The 18,054-nt window shown below is 69.0% G+C and carries 20 protein-coding genes; 7 read left to right on the top strand and 13 right to left on the bottom strand.

Annotated features, from left to right (window positions below):
• The first annotated feature begins 57 nt into the window (after positions 1-57).
• Positions 58-588, top strand: a complete 531-nt coding sequence (locus RF701_RS09950) for a gamma carbonic anhydrase family protein (protein WP_308814853.1) — start codon at positions 58-60, stop codon at positions 586-588.
• On the opposite strand, the gene RF701_RS09945 is transcribed toward RF701_RS09950, so the two are convergent.
• From RF701_RS09945 to hppD, 5 genes are all read right to left on the bottom strand, one after another.
• Positions 585-1,553: an alpha/beta hydrolase gene (locus RF701_RS09945; protein WP_308814851.1), complete on the bottom strand. Its 969-nt coding sequence runs from the start codon at positions 1,551-1,553 to the stop codon at positions 585-587. The genes RF701_RS09950 and RF701_RS09945 overlap by 4 nt on opposite strands.
• A gap of 62 nt (positions 1,554-1,615) precedes the next feature.
• The gene (locus RF701_RS09940; RefSeq protein WP_210357715.1) at positions 1,616-1,978 is read right to left on the bottom strand and encodes a Rieske (2Fe-2S) protein; all 363 of its coding nucleotides are present in this window, start codon (positions 1,976-1,978) and stop codon (positions 1,616-1,618) included.
• Positions 1,975-2,613, bottom strand: coding sequence for a maleylacetoacetate isomerase (maiA, locus tag RF701_RS09935; protein ID WP_287979319.1), 639 nt, complete (start codon positions 2,611-2,613; stop codon positions 1,975-1,977). The genes RF701_RS09940 and maiA overlap by 4 nt, the downstream gene beginning before the upstream one ends.
• Complete coding sequence (gene hmgA / locus RF701_RS09930) at positions 2,610-3,902, bottom strand: homogentisate 1,2-dioxygenase (protein WP_308815648.1); 1,293 nt, start codon at positions 3,900-3,902, stop codon at positions 2,610-2,612. The genes maiA and hmgA overlap by 4 nt, the downstream gene beginning before the upstream one ends.
• A gap of 161 nt (positions 3,903-4,063) precedes the next feature.
• A complete protein-coding gene (gene hppD, locus RF701_RS09925) occupies positions 4,064-5,128 on the bottom strand; it encodes a 4-hydroxyphenylpyruvate dioxygenase (protein WP_203311425.1) in 1,065 nt (354 codons plus the stop codon).
• A gap of 95 nt (positions 5,129-5,223) precedes the next feature.
• Between hppD and RF701_RS09920 the strand changes: the two genes are divergently transcribed.
• Positions 5,224-5,679 (top strand): MarR family winged helix-turn-helix transcriptional regulator, encoded by a 456-nt coding sequence (locus tag RF701_RS09920; RefSeq protein WP_210357900.1) that lies wholly within the window; start codon positions 5,224-5,226, stop codon positions 5,677-5,679.
• A gap of 81 nt (positions 5,680-5,760) precedes the next feature.
• Positions 5,761-8,511, top strand: coding sequence for a TonB-dependent receptor (locus RF701_RS09915; RefSeq protein ID WP_308814849.1), 2,751 nt, complete (start codon positions 5,761-5,763; stop codon positions 8,509-8,511).
• Positions 8,512-8,536: 25 nt separating this feature from the next.
• Here RF701_RS09915 and RF701_RS09910 read toward each other — a convergent pair whose 3' ends face one another.
• On the bottom strand, positions 8,537-10,072 hold the full coding sequence (locus RF701_RS09910) for an ABC transporter permease/substrate-binding protein (protein ID WP_308814847.1): 1,536 nt from the start codon (positions 10,070-10,072) through the stop codon (positions 8,537-8,539).
• On the bottom strand, positions 10,069-10,821 hold the full coding sequence (locus RF701_RS09905; RefSeq protein ID WP_308814845.1) for an ATP-binding cassette domain-containing protein: 753 nt from the start codon (positions 10,819-10,821) through the stop codon (positions 10,069-10,071). Before RF701_RS09905 ends, RF701_RS09910 begins: the two co-directional genes overlap by 4 nt.
• A 54-nt stretch (positions 10,822-10,875) precedes the next feature.
• On the opposite strand from RF701_RS09905, the gene RF701_RS09900 reads away from it, so the two are divergent.
• Positions 10,876-11,664: an SDR family oxidoreductase gene (locus RF701_RS09900; RefSeq protein ID WP_308814843.1), complete on the top strand. Its 789-nt coding sequence runs from the start codon at positions 10,876-10,878 to the stop codon at positions 11,662-11,664.
• A gap of 55 nt (positions 11,665-11,719) precedes the next feature.
• On the opposite strand, the gene RF701_RS09895 is transcribed toward RF701_RS09900, so the two are convergent.
• A complete protein-coding gene (locus tag RF701_RS09895; protein WP_308814841.1) occupies positions 11,720-12,025 on the bottom strand; it encodes a 4a-hydroxytetrahydrobiopterin dehydratase in 306 nt (101 codons plus the stop codon).
• A gap of 47 nt (positions 12,026-12,072) precedes the next feature.
• Here RF701_RS09895 and RF701_RS09890 point away from each other — a divergent pair, with 47 nt between their 5' ends.
• Genes RF701_RS09890 through RF701_RS09880 form a run of 3 tightly spaced genes read left to right on the top strand, consistent with a single transcriptional unit; the run spans position 12,073 to position 13,663 of the window.
• Positions 12,073-12,483 (top strand): metallopeptidase family protein, encoded by a 411-nt coding sequence (locus RF701_RS09890; RefSeq protein ID WP_374758608.1) that lies wholly within the window; start codon positions 12,073-12,075, stop codon positions 12,481-12,483.
• Entirely contained in the window at positions 12,480-13,034 is a 555-nt protein-coding gene (gene ccmA, locus RF701_RS09885) for a heme ABC exporter ATP-binding protein CcmA (protein ID WP_308814839.1), read from the top strand. The genes RF701_RS09890 and ccmA overlap by 4 nt, the downstream gene beginning before the upstream one ends.
• Before the next feature lie 2 nt (positions 13,035-13,036).
• Positions 13,037-13,663 (top strand): heme exporter protein CcmB, encoded by a 627-nt coding sequence (locus RF701_RS09880; RefSeq protein ID WP_210357901.1) that lies wholly within the window; start codon positions 13,037-13,039, stop codon positions 13,661-13,663.
• Between the two features lie 126 nt (positions 13,664-13,789).
• Here the strand turns inward: RF701_RS09880 and RF701_RS09875 are convergent, their stop codons facing one another.
• From RF701_RS09875 to RF701_RS09855, 5 genes are read right to left on the bottom strand one after another with little or no spacing between them, the layout of a single operon-like run.
• Positions 13,790-14,659, bottom strand: coding sequence for a class I SAM-dependent methyltransferase (locus RF701_RS09875; RefSeq protein WP_308814837.1), 870 nt, complete (start codon positions 14,657-14,659; stop codon positions 13,790-13,792).
• Positions 14,656-16,050 (bottom strand): threonine synthase, encoded by a 1,395-nt coding sequence (gene thrC / locus RF701_RS09870; RefSeq protein ID WP_308814834.1) that lies wholly within the window; start codon positions 16,048-16,050, stop codon positions 14,656-14,658. Before thrC ends, RF701_RS09875 begins: the two co-directional genes overlap by 4 nt.
• On the bottom strand, positions 16,050-16,652 hold the full coding sequence (locus tag RF701_RS09865) for an SURF1 family protein (RefSeq protein ID WP_308814833.1): 603 nt from the start codon (positions 16,650-16,652) through the stop codon (positions 16,050-16,052). The genes thrC and RF701_RS09865 overlap by 1 nt, the downstream gene beginning before the upstream one ends.
• A gap of 5 nt (positions 16,653-16,657) precedes the next feature.
• Positions 16,658-17,062, bottom strand: a complete 405-nt coding sequence (locus RF701_RS09860; RefSeq protein ID WP_308814832.1) for a DUF983 domain-containing protein — start codon at positions 17,060-17,062, stop codon at positions 16,658-16,660.
• Positions 17,063-17,085: 23 nt separating this feature from the next.
• Positions 17,086-18,018: a cytochrome c oxidase subunit 3 gene (locus RF701_RS09855; protein ID WP_203311413.1), complete on the bottom strand. Its 933-nt coding sequence runs from the start codon at positions 18,016-18,018 to the stop codon at positions 17,086-17,088.
• Between the last annotated feature and the right edge of the window lie 36 nt (positions 18,019-18,054).

The raw sequence follows: 18,054 nt of genomic DNA, 5'->3' as shown, positions 1-18,054 counted from the left end.
TCTGGGGCATATTTCGGGCCGGTACCGTACGCGATAAAACGAGTTTGGAAGAGAATCATGCCGTTACACAAATTGGGGGAGCGTGCACCGAAGATCGCTCGCGACGCCTATGTGGCGCCGGGCGCGCATGTCATAGGCCAGGTCGAAATCGGTCCCGGCGCATCGGTGTGGTTCAATGCGGTCCTGCGCGGCGATAACGATCCGATCGTGATCGGCGCGGAAAGCAACGTGCAGGACGGTGCCGTGGTCCACGCGGATCCGGGGGCGCCAGCGACGATCGGATGCGGCGTGACGATCGGTCATCGGGCGATCATCCATGGCGCGACCATCGGCGATCACACGCTGGTCGGCATGGGCGCGATCATCCTCAACCGCGCCGTGATCGGCGAGGAATCGCTGGTCGGTGCCGGGGCCTTGGTGACGGAGGGAAAGACGTTCCCGCCGCGTGCGCTCATCGTCGGATCACCGGCGCGCGTCGCTCGCATGCTGACCGATGCGGAGGTCGCCGGCCTACGCCTCTCGGCGGCGACCTATGTCGCGAACGCGCGCCGCTATGCCGAGGATCTCGGCGTTGGCGACCCAGCCTAACGCACGACGCGCTGGGCCGCCGTGGCGACGAAGGCGGCGGTGACCTCGGGCTGGGTCACCGGTAGCATGTGGCCCCCGGCGACCATCTGGAGTGTCGCGCCCGGGATCTGACCGGCGGTCACCTCGCCGTGCAGGTCGGGCGCGAGGATGGCGTCGTCGCGGCCGAACAGGATCGATACGGGCATCGCCAGCGTCCGGTAGCGCGCGACGAGCGCCGGCATGTCGGTGCTTGCCGCCGACAGATCCGCCGCCGCCGCGGCGATATTACCGGGGCGCTGCGCCAGCGCGCCGCCACCGCGGGTCGCGAAATCAGAGGGCGCCGGCTCCGGCGCGAAGACCTCGGCGAGCGTCCGCTCGGCGTTGAGCCGGCTGAGCGGTGTGCCGATCGTCTGGGCCATCAGGCGGCGGAAGCCCGCCGGCATCGCCGCCAACGCGCGAAAGGCGGCGGGGACCTGCTCCTGATCCTGTGTCAGCGGCGCGATCAGCGCCAGGCCGCCGACGTGCTCGGGGTGCGCGACGGCCAGTGCCAGCGCGACCGCCCCGCCCAGCGAATGGCCGACGACGAGCGGCTGCTCCAGTCCGAGGAAGGCGATCAATTGCCCGATCATCGCCGCCTGGCCGGCAAGGTTCGGCTGCACGGCGCCGTGCGCGACCGAATAGCCCGACCCCGGCCGGTCGACGAGGATGACCCGGTACCCATCCGCCAGCGCGTCGGCCATCGCATAGGAAAAGTTGCGCAGCTGCCCGGCAAGCCCGTGGATCATGACGATCGCGGGTTTGCCGGCATCGCCCAGCGCGACGTAGTGCAGCCGCGCGCCGTCCACTTCGCGAAAGGCGCCGTCGGGCGGCACCATGCGTTCCGCCTCGCGTGCGATCCATTCGGAATAGCCCGCAAGGCCGAAGCCGGAGGCGGCGACGAGGCCGCCGAACAGCGCGCTCATCGTCAAACGGTCTTCGGATGCCATGGCATGCACTCCCACGAGGTTCGGGGTCGAAGGATAGCCGCGATGCTGCAGATGCGAAAGCGTCAGGCGGTGGTGACGAAGCCTTCGATCACCCGGACGGGCCAGGTCGTCAATGCCTGGCCGACGCAGGGTCCGCCGACGCAGGTTCCGTCGTCGATGCGGAACAGCGCGCCATGCCAGCTGCACGCGATCAGATCGCCCGAGGGCGTGAGATAGTCGTCGAGCTTCTGGGCGAGCGGTACCCCCGCGTGCGGGCAGCGGTCGACATAGCCGGCGACATCCCGTCCCCGTCTGACCACGAAGCCGTGGAAACGACCGGCCTTCATCTGCAGCACGAAGTTGCGCGCACGACCGTCGACGATCGCCTCGAGCGGCGCCAGTCGGACGCCGGCGGGCGTGGCCGTCAGCCGGGCGGTGTCACTCATGCCGGGTCCGCATCGGGCTGGACCGACGGATGGGCGGACTGGATCGCGGGCAGGGCTGCCGCGCGCTCGACCGCCGCCGCCAGGGCCGGGAAGGACGCCACGTCCACACCGAAACGGTTGGCGGAATAGAGTGCGGGCACCGTGTAGCAATCCGCCATCGTCGGCGTGTCGCCATAGGCGAAGCCGCGCCCGTCGCGCCGAACCGCTGCCTCGACCGCGGCAAGGCCCGTGGCGATCCAGTGGCGGTTCCAGTCGGCGACCGCCGCCTCGTCCGCTCCGAATCGTTCCCGCAGCGCCTTGTGGACGCGCAGATTGTGCAGCGGGTGGGTGTCGCCCGCGATCGTCGCGACCAGCGCCCGCACGCTTGCCCGGCCGAACGGATCGGCGGGTAGCAGGGGCGGATCGACATGCGTCTCCTCCAGCCATTCGATGATCGCGCTCGACTGCGTCAGCACGCGCCCGTCGATCTCCAGCGCGGGGACGAGTTTCAGCGGATTGAGCGCGGCATAGCCGGCCGCGGCCTGCGCGCCGGTGCGCAGGTCGTGATTGACCTGTTCATATGCGACGCCCTTGAGCGCGAGGGCGATGCGGACGCGATAGGCCGCGCCGGATCGCCAATAGCCGTGGAGGATCATGCCGAAGGGTCCGCGGGCAGCCGCGCCTTCGGGAAATCCTTCCACACCGCGTCGTAGTCGAGCTGCGCATGACCCAGCGCGTGCGTGGTCGGCGCATAGGGCCAGCAGCTTTCGAGCATGAAGGCCATCGTGCCGTCGATCTTGTGCGGCTTCAGATCGGCGGCGGAGGCGCCCTGCCAGCTCGCGAGGTCGGGCCCGTGGCCGGCCATCATGTTGTGCAGGCTGATGCCGCCGGGCTGGAAGCCTTCCGCCTTGGCGTCATAGGCGCCGGTGATCAGCCCCATCGCCTCGGACATCACGTTGCGGTGGAACCACGGCGGTCGGAAGGTATTCTCCGCGACCATCCACCGCGGCGGGAAGATGACGAAGTCGGCGTTGGCGCGGCCGGGCACGTCGGACGGCGAGGTCAGGACGGTGAAGATCGACGGATCGGGATGGTCGAAGCTGACCGTGTTGATCGTGTTGAAGCGCGACAGGTCGTAGCGCCAGGGCGCGAGATTGCCGTGCCAGGCGACGACGTCGAGCGGGCTGTGGTCGAGCGTGGTGGTCCACAGCGATCCCATGAACTTCTGGATCACCTCGGTCGGTTCGTCGCTGTCCTCGAACCAGGCGACGGGCGTCTCGAAGTCGCGCGGATTGGCGAGACCGTTGGCGCCGATCGGGCCCAGATCGGGAAGGCGGAACAGGGCGCCGTGATTCTCCGCCAGATAGCCGCGCGCATTCCCGTCCGGCAGGCGCACGCGGAAGCGCACGCCGCGCGGCACCAGTGCGATCTGCCCTGGCGCGACGTCGATCCGCCCGAGTTCGGTGTACAGCGCGATACGGCCGTGTTCCGGGATGAACAGCAGTTCGCCGTCGGCGTCCATGAAGACGCGCGCGGTCATGTCGCGATTGGCGGCATAGACGTGCAGCGCGACGCCCTCCAGCTCGGCCGGATCGCGGTTCGCCATCATCGTGACCAGTCCGTCGACGAAGTCGGTGGGCGCGGTCGGCAGCGGCGTCGGATCCCAGCGCAGCCGGTTGGGCGCGAGCGGCGCGTCGTCGGTCCCCGGCGCGAACAGGGCGGCCCCCTCATAGCGGCGGTAGGGCGGATGCTCCGCCGTCGGCCGCATGCGGTATAGCCACGAGCGCCGGTTTTCATGCCGCGGCGCCGTGAAGGCGGTACCGGAGAGCTGTTCGGCATACAGGCCGAAAGCGGGCCGCTGCGGCGAATTGCGTCCGATGGGAAGCGCGCCGGGCACCGCCTCGGTCGAGACATGGTTGCCAAAGCCGGGGATATAGTCGGTCATGGGGTGGCGGTCCGTCATTGTCTAGCTTCCTCTCCTGCCTCCACCACCCCGTCGTCTAACGCCGCCGCTCCAGCTCCGTCATGCCCGCGGAGGCGGATATCCAGGCTGGCCATGACGGCGGGTCACGGCCCAGCGCTTTCGCGCGGGCATCCGGCCGACGCTTATGCGTCGACCGTGATGACGCCGCGACGGATCTGATCCAGCTCGATCGACTCGTACAGCGCTTGGAAGTTGCCGTTGCCGAACCCTTCGTTGCCCTTGCGCTGGATGATCTCGAAGAAGATCGGCCCCACCATCGTCTCGGTGAAGATTTGCAGCAGCAGGCCCTCCTCGCCGACGTTGCCGTCGATCAGGATGCGGTTCCGGCGCAGCCGTTCCAAGTCCTCGCCGTGGTTCGGCACACGCTTGTCGACGAGTTCGTAATAGGTCTCGATCGTGTCCTGCAGCTTCACGCCGCGCGCGCGCAGCTTTTCCACCGTCTCGTAGATATCGTCGGTGGTGAGCGCGAGATGCTGGATGCCCTCGCCGTTATAGTCGCGGATGAATTCCTCGATCTGGCTCTTGTCGTCCTGGCTCTCGTTCAGCGGGATGCGGATCGCGCGGTCGGGGGCGATCATCGCCTGGCTGAACAGGCCGGTCGCCTTGCCCTTGATGTCGAAGTACTTCTGCTCCTCGAAGCCGAAGATCTGGCCGTAGAATTGCGACCAGACGCGCATCTGCCCGCGCCGGACGTTGTGGGTGAGGTGGTCGAGCAGATCCAGGCCGACGTTGTTCTCGGCCTCCGCTTCCGCCGCGCCGGGCACCTGATCCCAGCTGTCGTAGATCGAACCCGCGGCGCCGTGACGGTCGACCAGATACAGCAGTGATCCGCCGATCCCCTCCAGCGCGGGAATGTCGTCCAGGGCCTGGCCGGCCGGCGCCGGCTTGGCGCCGCGGGCGATCGCCGCGTCATAGGCTTCGCGCGCGTTCTGCACGCGAAACGCCATCGCGCTCGCCGAAGGGCCGTGCGCGGCGCGGAACTCGGCCGCATGGCCGCTGTCCTCGCGATTGATCAGCAGGTTGATGCGCCCCTGCTTGTAGCGGGTGACCGCCCGCGAGGGATGCGTCGACGCCGCGACAAAGCCCATCGCCTCGAACTGCGCGGCGAGTGCATCCGGATCGGGAGAGGTGAATTCGCAGAACTCGAACCCGTCGAGGCCCATCGGATTGACGTCGATATGATCCATGGCTTTCGCTCCTGTCGCGAGTTCAAAACTGGTATCGCTTGATACCAAATTCCTGCGCCATTGCCAAAAAGGTGTCAACTGATACCAATTGGCGGATGGGTGAACCGCGCCTCGTTCTCGACGAATTCCTGCCGTTCCGGCTGTCGGTCACCTCGAATCTGGTCAGCGGATTGATCGCGCGCGCCTACCAGTCGCTGTTCGGCCTCTCGATTCCCGAATGGCGGCTGATCACCGTGATCGCGGAAAGCGGCGGGATCACGCAGCAGGCGATCGGCGCGCGGACGCGGATGGACAAGGTGACCGTCAGCCGCGCGGCGATCGCGCTGGTCGAGCGTGGGCTTCTTGCGCGGCAGGACAATCCCGACGACAGGCGCAGCCACCTGCTCGACCTGACCGAAGCCGGCCGTGCGCTTTACGCGGCGGTGGCGCCGAAGGCGCTGGATCTCGAGGCGCGGATCTTCTCGCGGTTTCCGCGCGACGAGGTCGCGGCATTCAGCGACATGTTGCATCGGATCGAAGCCTTTGCGCTGGATCAGGAGAAAAACGGCTGAGCCGACACACTCTCGCGACAATTGCCCCCTAGGCGCACGGTCCGGCGTTTGGGCCGGAACGGTTCGGGTACGGAGTGGCGGATGCGCATTGGGCTGGCGATGACGATGGCGGCGGTGAGCTGGCCGGCGATGGCGGCGGCGCAGCAGGCGCAGCAGGCGCAGGCGCCGGCCGCATCCGCGCAGCAGCCCGCGCCCAAGGCCGCCGCGCCGGCCCAGCAGGAAGAGGTCAGCGACGAACCCGACATCATCGTTCGCGGCACGCGAAACCTGCCGGGTTCGGTGATCGGCGACATACCGCCCGAGCAGCAGCTCGGCCCGGCGGACATCCGCGCCTATGGCGTCAGCTCCGTCTCGGACCTGCTCACCGAACTGGGGCCGCAGACGACGAGCGGGGTCGGCGGACCGCCGGTGGTGTTGCTCGATGGCAAGAGGATCGCCGGTTTCCAGGAAATCCGCGACATCCCCACCGAAGCGATCGCCCGCGTCGACATCCTGCCGGAGGAGGTCGCGCTCAAATACGGCTACACCGCCGATCAGAAGGTCGTGAACATCGTCCTGCGCCGCCGCTTTCGCGCGACGACGGTGGAGCTTGCCGACAAGACGTCGACCGAAGGCGGCGGTAACGCGCCCCAGGCGCAGCTCGGCATATTGTCGATCCGCAACGGCGCCCGGCTCAACATCAACACCAATTACCAGGAAAGCGCCGCCCTGCTCGAGTCGCAGCGCGACATCGCCGCCGCCCCCACCGAAGGCGCGACGACCAGCTTCGACCAGCGGCCGTACCGCACGCTGCAGCCGTTCACCCGCAACGTGTCGACCAACATGGTCTACGCCCGTCCGATCGGCGGGGTTTCGGCATCGATCAACGGCGAGATCGCGACCAGCGACAGCATCGGTCAATATGGGCTGCCGACCGCGACCTTTGCCGTGCCGGCGGGCAACCCGTTCGCGTCGGGCGGCGCGACGACGGTCACCAACGTGCTGTCGGGCGGGGATTTCCTGCCCTTGGCACAGCGCAGCCAGGGGATCACCGCGCATCTCGGCACGTCGCTCAACGGGCGGCTGAGCGCCAAGTGGCTGTGGACGGTCACGGGGACCTACGACCGCGCCGATACGCGTACCTTCACCGAGACGGGGGTCGACACCAGCGCGTTTCAGGCGCGCCTCAATGCCGGCGATCCCACCGCCAATCCCAATGCGGCGCTGACGGCGGCGGACATCGGCGCGGGCATCGCCAACCGCGGCCGGTCGCTGTCGAACAGCGGCCAGTTGCAGGCGCTCGTCAACGGCCCCCTCGTCGATCTTCCGGCCGGTCCGATCTCCACGACCCTGCGCGTCGGTGCGCAGGCGAGCAGCCTCGACAGCAGTTCCTATCGGCAGGGGCTGAACGGGGTCGGCATTACCAGTGCGGGCCAGGTTTCCCGGGATATCGTCAACGGACGACTCAACATCGACGTGCCGATCGCCAGCCGCGTCAAGGACGTGCTCAGCGCGATCGGCAGCCTGTCGCTCAACGCCAATGCCGCCGTCGACCATCTGTCGGATTTCGGTACGCTCTATACCTATGGCTATGGCGTCAACTGGTCGCCGCTGAACGGCGTCCGCCTGATCGGCTCCGTCAGCCACCAGGACGAGGCGCCGAGCGCGGCGCAGCTGGGCAACCCGCTGATCGTCACGCCCAACGTGCGCGTGTTCGATTATGTGCGCGGCGCGACGACGACGGTGACGACGGTGAGCGGCGGCAATCCCGCGCTGACCGAGGACAATCGCCGCGTCACCCGCCTCGGCCTCAACCTGAAGCCCTGGGACGACAAGGACCTGACGCTGATCGCGGGCTATACCAACACCCGCGTCAACAATCCGATCGCGAGCTTTCCGACGCCGACCGCGGCGATCGAGGCGGCCTTTCCCGATCGCTTCACGCGCGATGCCGACGGCGAGCTGATCCGGCTCGATACGCGCCCGATCAACTATGCGCGGACGGAGAATTCGTCGCTGCGCTGGGGGATCAATTTCAGCAAGCCGATCAAGTCGCGCATCCAGAAGGAGATCGAGGCGTTCCGCGCCGGCACCGGACCCAATCCGTTCGCCGGCATGCGCCTGCCCGGTTTCCCCGGCGGCGGTGCACGCGGCGGGCGCGGTGAGGCGGCCGACGGAGCGCCACCCCCGCCGCCGGCGGGCGATGCGCCACCACCTCCTCCGGGCGGCGATCAGGCTGCGGCGGGCGGCGGCGGCCGGGGACCCGGCGGCTATGGCGGACGCAGCGGCTTCGGCGGCGGCGGGTTCGGTGGCGGCCGGGGCGGGCAGGGCGGCGGCCGTATCCAGTTCGCCTTCTACCACACCTGGCACCTGACCGATCGCGTACTGGTCGCGCCGGGCGGGCCGAGCCTCGACCTGCTGAACGGCGATGCGATTGGTCAGAACGGCGGCCAGCCCCGGCACGAGTTCGAACTGCAGACGGGCTATTCGAACAACGGCATCGGCGTGCGTCTGTCGGGCGACTATCAGACCGGAACGCGCGTCAACGGCGGAACCGCCGCGCAACCGCAGCCGCTGACCTTTTCCGGCCTCGCCACTGCCAACCTGCGCGTCTTCGCCGATCTCGGCCAGCAACTGCCGCTGCTGAAGGCGCATCCCTGGGTGCGCGGGCTCCGCATGACGCTGGGCGTCGACAATCTGTTCGACAGCCGCCAGCGCGTGCGCGACGCCAATGGCTTAACGCCGATCAGCTACCAGCCGGACTATCTCAATCCGCTCGGCCGGACAATCCGCCTGAGCATCCGCAAGCTGTTCAGTCCCCTGCCGAACTTCCAGTCGCGTCAGTCATCCTGAGCGGGCACCGCCGGGATGCCCGGCGTCAAAGGCCCAGGCGCTGCGCCAGCCACCTGGCCGCAGCGTCCGGGCTCTGCTTGTCGGCATCCCGGTCGACGCGATAGTTCGCCTCGCGCATCGCGGTGACCGGGATACGCCCCACCAGCGGCCGAAGCGCGCCGAGGAGGCGTGGATCGTCCGCATGGCGCGGCGCGATCAGCAGCAGCGCGTCATAGCTCGGGATGGCATGGCGCGGATCGGCCAGCACCGTCAGCCCGTCCGCCGCGATCCGACCGTCGGAGGAAAAGGCGGAGATGACGTCGACCTGACCGCTGGACAGCGCGCGATACATGAAGGTCGGGCTGTACGGCGTCGCCGTGGCGAATTGAAAGCCATAGGCACGGCGTACCGCCGCCCATTCGGGCCGCGACAGGAATTCCAGGTCGCTGCCGAGCCGAAGGGAGGGCGCCGCGCGGGCAAGCGCGTCGAGGTCGGCGATATCCTTCCGCCGCGCCTCCTGCCCCCGCATCGCGAAGGCATAGGCATTCTCGAACCCAAGCGGGCCGAGCAGGCGCACGCCGTCGGTGCGGCGGGTCCACGCGCCGATCGCGCCGACCATGGCGGCGCGCGGCGGCACGTCGCTGCGATGCATCGCGCCGTTCCACAGCGTGCCCGCATAGTCCACGTAGACATCGACATCGCCGCCCGCTAGCGCGCGATAGATCACCGCCGACCCCAGTCCGTCGCGATAGCGCACGGTGTAGCCGGCATCGCGCAGCCGGTCGCCGATCAGCCGCGCGAGGATATATTGCTCCGAAAAGTTCTTGGCACCGATCGTGACCACCCGCTCGCCGCCCCGCTGCACCAGCGGCGCCGCAGCGGCAACCACGCCCGCCGCGAGGACGGCGAGAGCGGCGATCCAGGTTCCGCGCCGGCGCCGTATGATGCCGCGCTCGACCAGACCGATCAGCGCGTCGACGACCATCGCCAGCGCTGCGGCGGCGATGCAGCCCGCGAGCACCAGCGCCCAGTTCTGGGTCTGGAGGCCGGCGAAGATCATGTCGCCCAGGCTCGGGCAGCCGACCGTCGTCGACAGCGTCGCCGCGCCGATCGTCCATACCGCGGCGGTGCGGATGCCCGCGACCAGCACCGGCAACGCGAGCGGCGCCTCGACCAGACGCAGTTTCTGCATCGGCGTCATGCCGACGGCGTCCGCCGCCTGGATCACCGCGGGATCGATGCCAGCAAGGCCGGCGACGCCGTTGCGGATGATCGGCAGCAGCGCATAGAGCGTCAGCGCGAGCAGCGAGGGGAGGAAGCCCAAAGCGGGTATCCCGCCACCCGCGGCAGCGGATAGCCACAGCAATAGCGGGTAGAAGAGTGCGAGCAGGGCAAGGCCCGGGATCGTCTGCACCAGGCTGGCGAAGCCGAGTACGATCCGCCCGACCGATGGTCGGCGGTGCGCCAGTACCGCGAGCGGCAGGCTGATGGCGAGCCCCGCGAAGAGCGCAGCGGCGGCGAGCCGGACATGGCTGGCGAGCAGCGGCGGCACTTCGGCCAGCGCGTCTGCGAATGCGCTCATGCGCGCATCTCTGCGAGGCGGCGCGCCTGATCGCGCGGCACGGCGACCAGCGCCTGCGCCGCTTCGCCACCCTCGCCGGCGAGCAGCGCGGCAGGCGTCTCGTCCGCGACGATGCGCCCGGCCCGCATCACCAGCACCCGCGTCGCGAGCAGCAGCGCCTCCGCCATGTCGTGCGTGACCAGGATGGTGGTCAGACCCAGCCGGTCGTGCAGGTCGCGGATTTCCCGGCCCAATGCGTCGCGCGTCACCGGATCGAGCGCGCCGAACGCCTCGTCGAGCAGCAGCAGCCTGGCACCGGGCGCGAGTGCCCGGGCGATCGCGACGCGCTGACGCTGGCCGCCCGACAGCGCATCGGGCATCCGGTCGGCGATGGCGCCCGGCAGCCGGACGAGGTCGAGCAGGGCGGCGACGTCGGGTATCGGCTGACCGGCGATGCGGGCGCCGATCGCGATGTTTTCCGCGACGGTCATATGCGGGAACAGGCCGATCCCCTGGAAAACGTAGCCGATGCGGCGGCGCACCAGATGAGCGGGACCGGTGGCGACATCCACGCCATCGATCAGGACGCGGCCCCTGTCGGGTACGATCAGCCGGTTGATCGTCTGGAGCAGCGTCGACTTGCCCGACCCCGACGCCCCGACGAGCGCAACGAAGCTGCCCTTCGCGATGCCGAGGGTGACGTCGTCCACCGCTGGCGTATCGCCGAACCGCTTGGCAATATGATCAAGGCGGAGCGATTCTGCTGGCATCGTTCACGAGGATGCGGGATGCCTGTCGCAAAGGCAAATGGAGGGAGAGGACGGTTGAGCGAGGTACGCGCGATCTTCATCACCGGCGGGGCGTCGGGCATCGGCCGCGCGGTCGCGCGGCTTTTCGCCAGCCGCGGCTGGCGCGTCGGCCTCGCCGACGTCAACGCCGCCCTTCTCGCCGAAACGGCGGCGCAACTGCCCGTCGGGCTGGCCGAACATTATGTCATGGACGTGCGCGACCGCGATGCGTGGCGCGCGAGCCTCGACGATTTCACGAAGAAGAGCGGCGGGCGCCTCGACGTCCTGTTCAACAACGCCGGCATCGGTACCGGCGGCCCGCTGGCGGAGGCGAGCTTCGAGGATATCGATCGCACCGTCGCGATCAACTTCACGGGCGTGCTCAACGGCGCGCGGATCGGCCATGGCTATCTGGCGAAGACGCCGGGGTCCGTGCTGCTCAACACCTCCTCCGCGTCCGGCATCTACGGATCGTCGGGTCTCGCCACCTATTCGGCCACCAAGTTCGCGGTGCGCGGCCTGACCGAGGCGCTGGACGGCGAATGGTATCGCGAGGGCATCAAGGTGCGCGACCTGCTGCCGAGCTTCATCGAGACGCCGCTGCTCGACGGCGTCGCCGGCGGTACCAACCGCACGATCCGCGAGAGTGTGACGGGCGCCGGCCTGGAACTGACGCCGGTCGACCGCGTCGCGGAGGCCGCCTGGGCGGCGGTCCATGGCGATGCGGTCCACACCTATGTCGGCAAGACCGCCGATCGCCTTCGCTTCGCGGCGCGCTGGATGCCGGGCCAACTCCGCAAGCGGATGCGCAAGGCGCTGCGCTGATCGTTCTTCGGCGAGGGGAGCGGGCCGGCGGTGATCCGGGCCGCCGGCGCGAGCATCACGCGTCGACGATCGCGTCGATCGCCTCCGCCATCTCGATGTCGCGGCCCGACAGGCCGCCGGCGTCGTGCGTGGTCAGCAGGATTTCGACGCGGTTGTAGACGTTGCTCCATTCGGGATGGTGATTGGCCTTTTCCGCCATCAGCGCCACCTGCGTCATGAAGCCGAACGCCTCGACGAAATCGGCGAACACGAGGCTGCGGGTGATCGCGTCGCGCGCCTCGTCATAGTCCCATTCGGGGAGCCCATCGAGCGCGTCGGCGCGCTCGGCTTCGCTCAGCGCTTCGATGGGGGCGTCGGTCACGGTGTCGTCCTTGCTGCGGCGGGAGCATACGGGGTATGGCGTGGATCATGAACGGGCAAGAGGCTCTGGGCACGGCCCCCGATGCGGAGACGATAGAGCGGATCGCGCGCGACACGATCGCGCGGCTGCCCGCGCCGTTTCGCGCGCATCTGGGCGACATCGTCCTTATCGTCGAGGAGTTCGCCGACGACGAGACGCTCTCGGCACTCGGGCTGGACCATCCGCTCGATCTCACCGGTCTCTACCATGGGCGGCCGATCGGCGAGAAGTCGTCGCTCGACTCCGGTGCGCTTCCCGATCGCATCCACCTCTACCGCCGCGCGATCCTGGACGAATGGGTCGAGACGGACGTGCGGCTCGATGATCTCGTCCGCCATGTGACGATCCATGAGATCGGCCACCACTTCGGGCTGTCCGACGACGACATGCATGCGCTCGAGGACGCGGTGGCGGATTGACCGCGCTGACCCTCGTCGACGTCGCGGCCGCGCGTGGGGGGCGGATCCTGTTCGACCATGTCGATCTTGCCCTGGCGGCGGGCGACGCCGCGCTCGTGACCGGGCCGAACGGAACCGGCAAGTCGACGCTGATGCGCATCCTCGCGGGGCTGCTGCGACCCGCCGCGGGACAGGTGACGCGCGATGGCGCGGTCGCGCTGCTGACCGAGGCCCACGCACTGGATCCCGACCTTCCCCTGGGCCGTGCGCTGGCCTTCTGGATCGCGGCGCCCCTGGCGGCGCTCGACGCTTTGGGTCTGGCAGGCGTGGCCTCCGTTCCCGTGCGGATGCTGTCCACCGGCCAGCGTCGGCGCGCCGCGCTTGCCCGCATCTGGGGAAGCGGCACGCCGATATGGCTGCTCGACGAGCCCACGAATGGTCTCGATGCGCAGGGCATGGCGCTCCTCGACCGGCTGCTCGCCGCGCATCGCGCCGCCGGCGGCATTGCGGTCGTCGCCAGCCACGCCGTCGTCACGCTGCCCGGCGCGCAGGCGGTGGTGCTGGGCGGATGAGCATGCTGCGTCTCGTGTCACGCGATCTCCGCCGCGCCTGGGCGGGCGGCGGTCTGCTCTGGCCGATCGCCTTCTTCTTGCTGGTTGCGATCCTCTTCCCGTTCGCGGTCGGGCCGGATGCGGCACTGCTGGGACGCATCGGCGGCGGCGTGATCTGGGCGGCGGCGCTGCTGGCCGCCTTGCTGCCGGCGGAGCGGCTGGTCGCGCCCGATCTGGAGGGCGGCGTCATCGACCAATTCGCCGTCCGCGACGTGCCGCTCGCGCTGGTCGCCGCCGCGAAGCTGGCCGCGCATTGGCTCGGCTTCGCGCCGGCATTGATGCTGGCCGCGGTCGTGGCGGCGGCGCTGCTCGACCTTCCGGCGGCGACGTTGATGCGCGTCGAACTGGGTCTTCTGCTCGGTACGCCGGGGCTAGCGGCGCTGGGCCTCGCGACGGGGGCGCTCGTCGCCGGACTGCGCGGCGCCGGCGCGATCGCGGGGCTCGTCATGCTGCCGCTCGCCGTGCCGCTGCTGATCTTCGGCACGGGCGAGGGTGCGGGCGCGCTGAAGCTGCTCGGCGCGACGAGCCTGCTGCTGGTCGCCGGTGCACCGTTCGTCACCGCCGCGGCGATGCGCGCCGGGCTGGATTAGCGCCTGATCCACGAGGGCGGCGGCAGTGCCGGCCCTCACGCCCACCCGCCGGACAAGCGACGGAGCATCAGGATCGCCCGGCGCCGGAGGATCGAACTGCGCTCTGCCGGAAGGAGCGGCAGCGGCCTATCGGGACCAGCGCGCCCAGATCGCGGTGGGTAGCGTGAGACCGCGGGCTTCCTCGCGGACGCCCAATTCCCCCGCCTCCACCGTGCCGGGCAAATCTGCGAAGACCTGCCGCACCATCTCGCCGATCGCAAGCGCGCTCATGCGCACGGCATACACGGTGAGAAACAGAAACCGCGACTCGGCGTCGAGCAACTTGCGGCAGTCCGCGATCAGGCGCGGCAGATCCTCCTCCAGCCGCCATACCTCGCCCTCGGGCCCGCGGCCGTATTTGGGCGGGTCGAGCAGGATGCCGTCGTACCGACGACCGCGCCGCACCTCGCGCGCGACGAACTTCGCCGCGTCGTCGATGATCCACCGGATCGGCGCGTCGGACAGGCCGGACAGCGCCGCATTGCCGCGCGCCGCCTCGACCGATTTCTTGGACGCGTCGACGTGCACCATCCTGGCGCCGATGCTTGCCATCGCCAGCGTGCCGACGCCGGTATAGCCGAACAGGTTCATGCATTCCGGCGCGTCCATGCCGTCGACGCGTTCGCGCATCCACCGCCACACCGGCGCCATGTCGGGGAAGAAGCCAAGGTGCCGAAAGGGCGTCGTCTGCGCGGTGAAGCGGACCTGCTCCCACTTCATCGGCCAGCCGTCGCGCGGCACCGGCTCCGCGAAGACCCAGCGGCCGCCGCCTTCCTCGTCGGAGCCGGGCACGAACTCGCCCTGCGCGCGCCAATCGGTGGTCGCCGGCGCCCACATCGCCTGCGGTTCCGGACGCACGAAGCGGAAGCGGCCGTAGCGCTCCAGCTTGCGGCCGTGGCCCGAATCGAGCAGCCCATAGTCGGACCAGGGCGCGCCGATCATCGTCTCGATCTTCATGCGCGCGGCGTCGCCCGCTGCGCGATATAGGCCGTGACGGCGTCGAACGTGCCGGGCAGCGACGCATAGCGCTCCTCGCGGTCGAACAGGTCGCCGAGCCGTGCCGGCAACGTCGGACGAGCCCCGGTCGCGCGCTCCACGGCGTCGGGGAATTTGGCCGGATGGGCGGTCGCCAGCGTCACGACCGGTACGTCCAGCCCGGCTTCGCGCGCGGCGGCGAATGCAATCGCGGTGTGCGGATCGAGGATCTCGCCGCCCTGTTCGGCCGCCCAGCGCATCGCCATGGCCATGCCGTCCGCATCGATCCGCGCGGGCACGAACAGGTTGCGCGCGAAATCGGCCTGGGCGTTGGTCAGCCGCATGGTGCCGTCGCGCTCGAAGCCGGCCATCTGCGTCGCGAGGGCATGCCCGTCGCGACCGTTGGCATCGTACAGCAGCCGTTCGAAATTGGACGAAACCTGGATGTCCATCGATGGTGTCGCGGTCGGAACGGTGGTGCCGCGGCTGTAGTCCGCGGCGGAGAGGGCACGATAGAGGATGTCGTTGACGTTCGTCGCCACGATCAGCTTCGCGATGGGCAGACCCATGCGCGCCGCGACGTAGCCGGCGAAGACGTCGCCGAAATTGCCGGTCGGGACGGAAAAGGCGATCGCCCGCTCCGGTGCGCCGAGGCGGACGGCGGCATGGAAGTAATAGACCACCTGCGCCATCAGCCGCGCCCAGTTGATCGAATTGACCGCGGACAGGCGGAATCGGCTGGCGAAACCGGTGTCGTTGAACATCGCCTTGACCAGCGCCTGTGCCGTGTCGAAGTCGCCGTCGATCGCGATATTGTGGACGTTGGGCGCCAGCACCGTCGTCATCTGGCGTCGCTGGACGTCGGACACGCGCCCCGCCGGGTGCAGCATGAAGATGTCGATGCCGGCGCGGCCCGCGACCGCGTCGATCGCCGCCGATCCGGTGTCGCCGCTGGTCGCGCCCACGATCGTCACGGGTGCCTCGCCGCCGGAGAGGAAGCGCTCGAACAGCTGACCGAGCAATTGCAGGGCGACGTCCTTGAACGCCAGCGTGGGACCGTGGAACAGCTCGAGCAGCCATTGGTCGTGGTCGAGCTGGACCAGCGGGGTCACCGCGGCATGCGCGAAGCGGCCATAGGCGGCGGTGCATAGCGCGCGCAGGTCGGCCTCGCTCAGGCTCCCCGCGACGAACGGCGCCATCACCGCGACGGCGGTGTCGACATAGGACAGGCCGCGCAGGCCAGAGATCGCCTCCGGGCTCAGGGTCGGCCAGGCTTCGGGCACGTAGAGGCCGCCGTCGCTGGCCAGTCCGGCGAGGGTGACCTCGCGGAAGTCGAGCGCGGGCGCGAACCCGCGGGTGGAAACGTAACGCATCAACGGCTCCGGCGTCGGCTGACCGCGAGTGCATAGATCACGGCGGCGATGGCAGCGAAGAAGAACCACTGCACCGCATAGGAGAGATGGTTGTTCGGCACGCTCGATAGGTCCGGTTTGCCATTGGGAGCAAGCCCTGGCGGCGCGCGATCGGCGACGAGGAGCATGTCCTGCAGGCGATGATCGAACAGGGTGGCGAGCAGCGGACGCGCGTCCGGCGCATGGCTGACGAAGCCCGTCACCATGCCGCCGCGCCAGTCGCTGTGGAACCGGGGATCGTGCGTCGTGCCGAGCTGGACGGCGAAGCCGGGGCCCTCCGCGCCAGTACGGCAAGCGACGATGACGCGATACCCCGCGGAGCCCGCCCCGGCGAGCCGCTGCCCGACGGGTTGCAGGCACATCGCGCTGGTGCGGCGAAACAGCAGCCGGTCGTCGGGGAAGCGGGGGAAGGCGACCGGCGGCTTGGCGGGGTTCTGCGCCAGTTGCGCCAGATACGCTTCCTTCTTCGGCAGACGGTCGAGCAATTGCCACAGGCCCAGACCGACCATCGCGGCAACGGCGAGCGCGACGACCAGCGTCGGGATGACAGGCAGGCGCTTCACGGCGATCACTCCCCGACGCTTGTATCGATCCGACCCTCGCGCGCGGCGTTGCGATATTCGGCGGCGAGCAGGGCGGCCTTGGCGAGGCGCAGGCTCCAGATCACGCCCGCGAGCGTCACCGGGATCCAGATCAGCATGTGCAGCCAGAGCGGCGGGTGGAACTTGATTTCGACGATGATCGCCATGGCGACGACGATGGTGCCGAGGATCAGCGTCAGGAAGGCGGCGGGGCCGTCGCCGACATTGAACTGGGTGAGATCAAGCGCGCAGGCACGGCAGCGCGGCGCGAAACGGATCCAGCCGTCGAAGATCGCGGGCTTGCCGCACCGCGGGCAAAGGCCCCTGGCGCCGGCTTCAAGCACGGCGCGTGCCGCGCTTTGCGCCACCGGCGCGGGTGACGGATCGTCCATCAGATCGTCACCCGCTCATGCCGTCAACCGCCGTGGACCGGCGCGCCCCAGCCACCCCAGACGTAGATGGTGACGAACAGGAACAGCCAGACGACGTCGACGAAATGCCAGTACCAGGCTGCGGCCTCGAAGCCGAAATGCTGGCGCGGCGTGAAGTCGCCCTTGTAGGCGCGGATCAGGCAGACAATCAGGAAGATCGTGCCGATCAGCACGTGGAAACCGTGGAAGCCGGTCGCCATGAAGAAGGATGCGCCGTAGTTCAGCCCCTTGAAGGGGAAGGGAGCGTGCGCATACTCATAAGCCTGGATCGAGCTGAACAGCACGCCCAGCACGACCGTCAGCCACAGGCCCTTCAGCACGCCGTCGCGATTTCCCACGCCGAGCAGGCCCCATAGGCCCGTCTTCTCGCCGCCGCGCTGGTTGTGGATCAGCGCGTGATGCGCCCAGGTCACCGTGGTGCCGCTGGTCAGCAGGATCAGCGTGTTGAGCAGCGGGAACTCGAAGGCGTTGATCACCTCCAGCCCCTTGGGCGGCCATTGCGCGGCGATCGCCGCAGCACCCTCTGCCGCGCGCTCGACCTGGCCGTCGACGAAGCTCATCGCGGTCGGGAACAGCGAGAAATCGAAGAACGCCCAGAACCAGCCGACGAAGAACATCACCTCGGAGGCGATGAACAGGATCATGCCATAGCGGAAGTGCAGCTGCACGACGGGCGTATGGTCGCCGTGATGCGCCTCTCGCACCACGTCGGCCCACCAGCTGTACATGGTGAACAGCACGCCCGCGAGGCCGGCGAAGAAGATCCAGCCGCCGCCGTTGGCCTTGTCCGCCGCCAGATGGCCGCCGTGCATCCACATGATCGCGCCCGACGCCATGACGAGCGCGGACAGCGAGCCGAACAGGGGCCATATGCTGGGTGGCAGGATGTGATAGTCGTGGTTCTTGGCGCCGGCCATCGTCGTGTCCCTGTTATACCCTCTCTTGCCGGCGAC

Source organism: Sphingomonas sp. GV3 (assembly GCF_031082075.1).
GTDB lineage: Bacteria > Pseudomonadota > Alphaproteobacteria > Sphingomonadales > Sphingomonadaceae > Sphingomonas > Sphingomonas beigongshangi.
The sequence above is the reverse complement of the archived record's forward strand: the minus strand, read 5'-3'. Positions and strand labels throughout refer to the sequence as shown.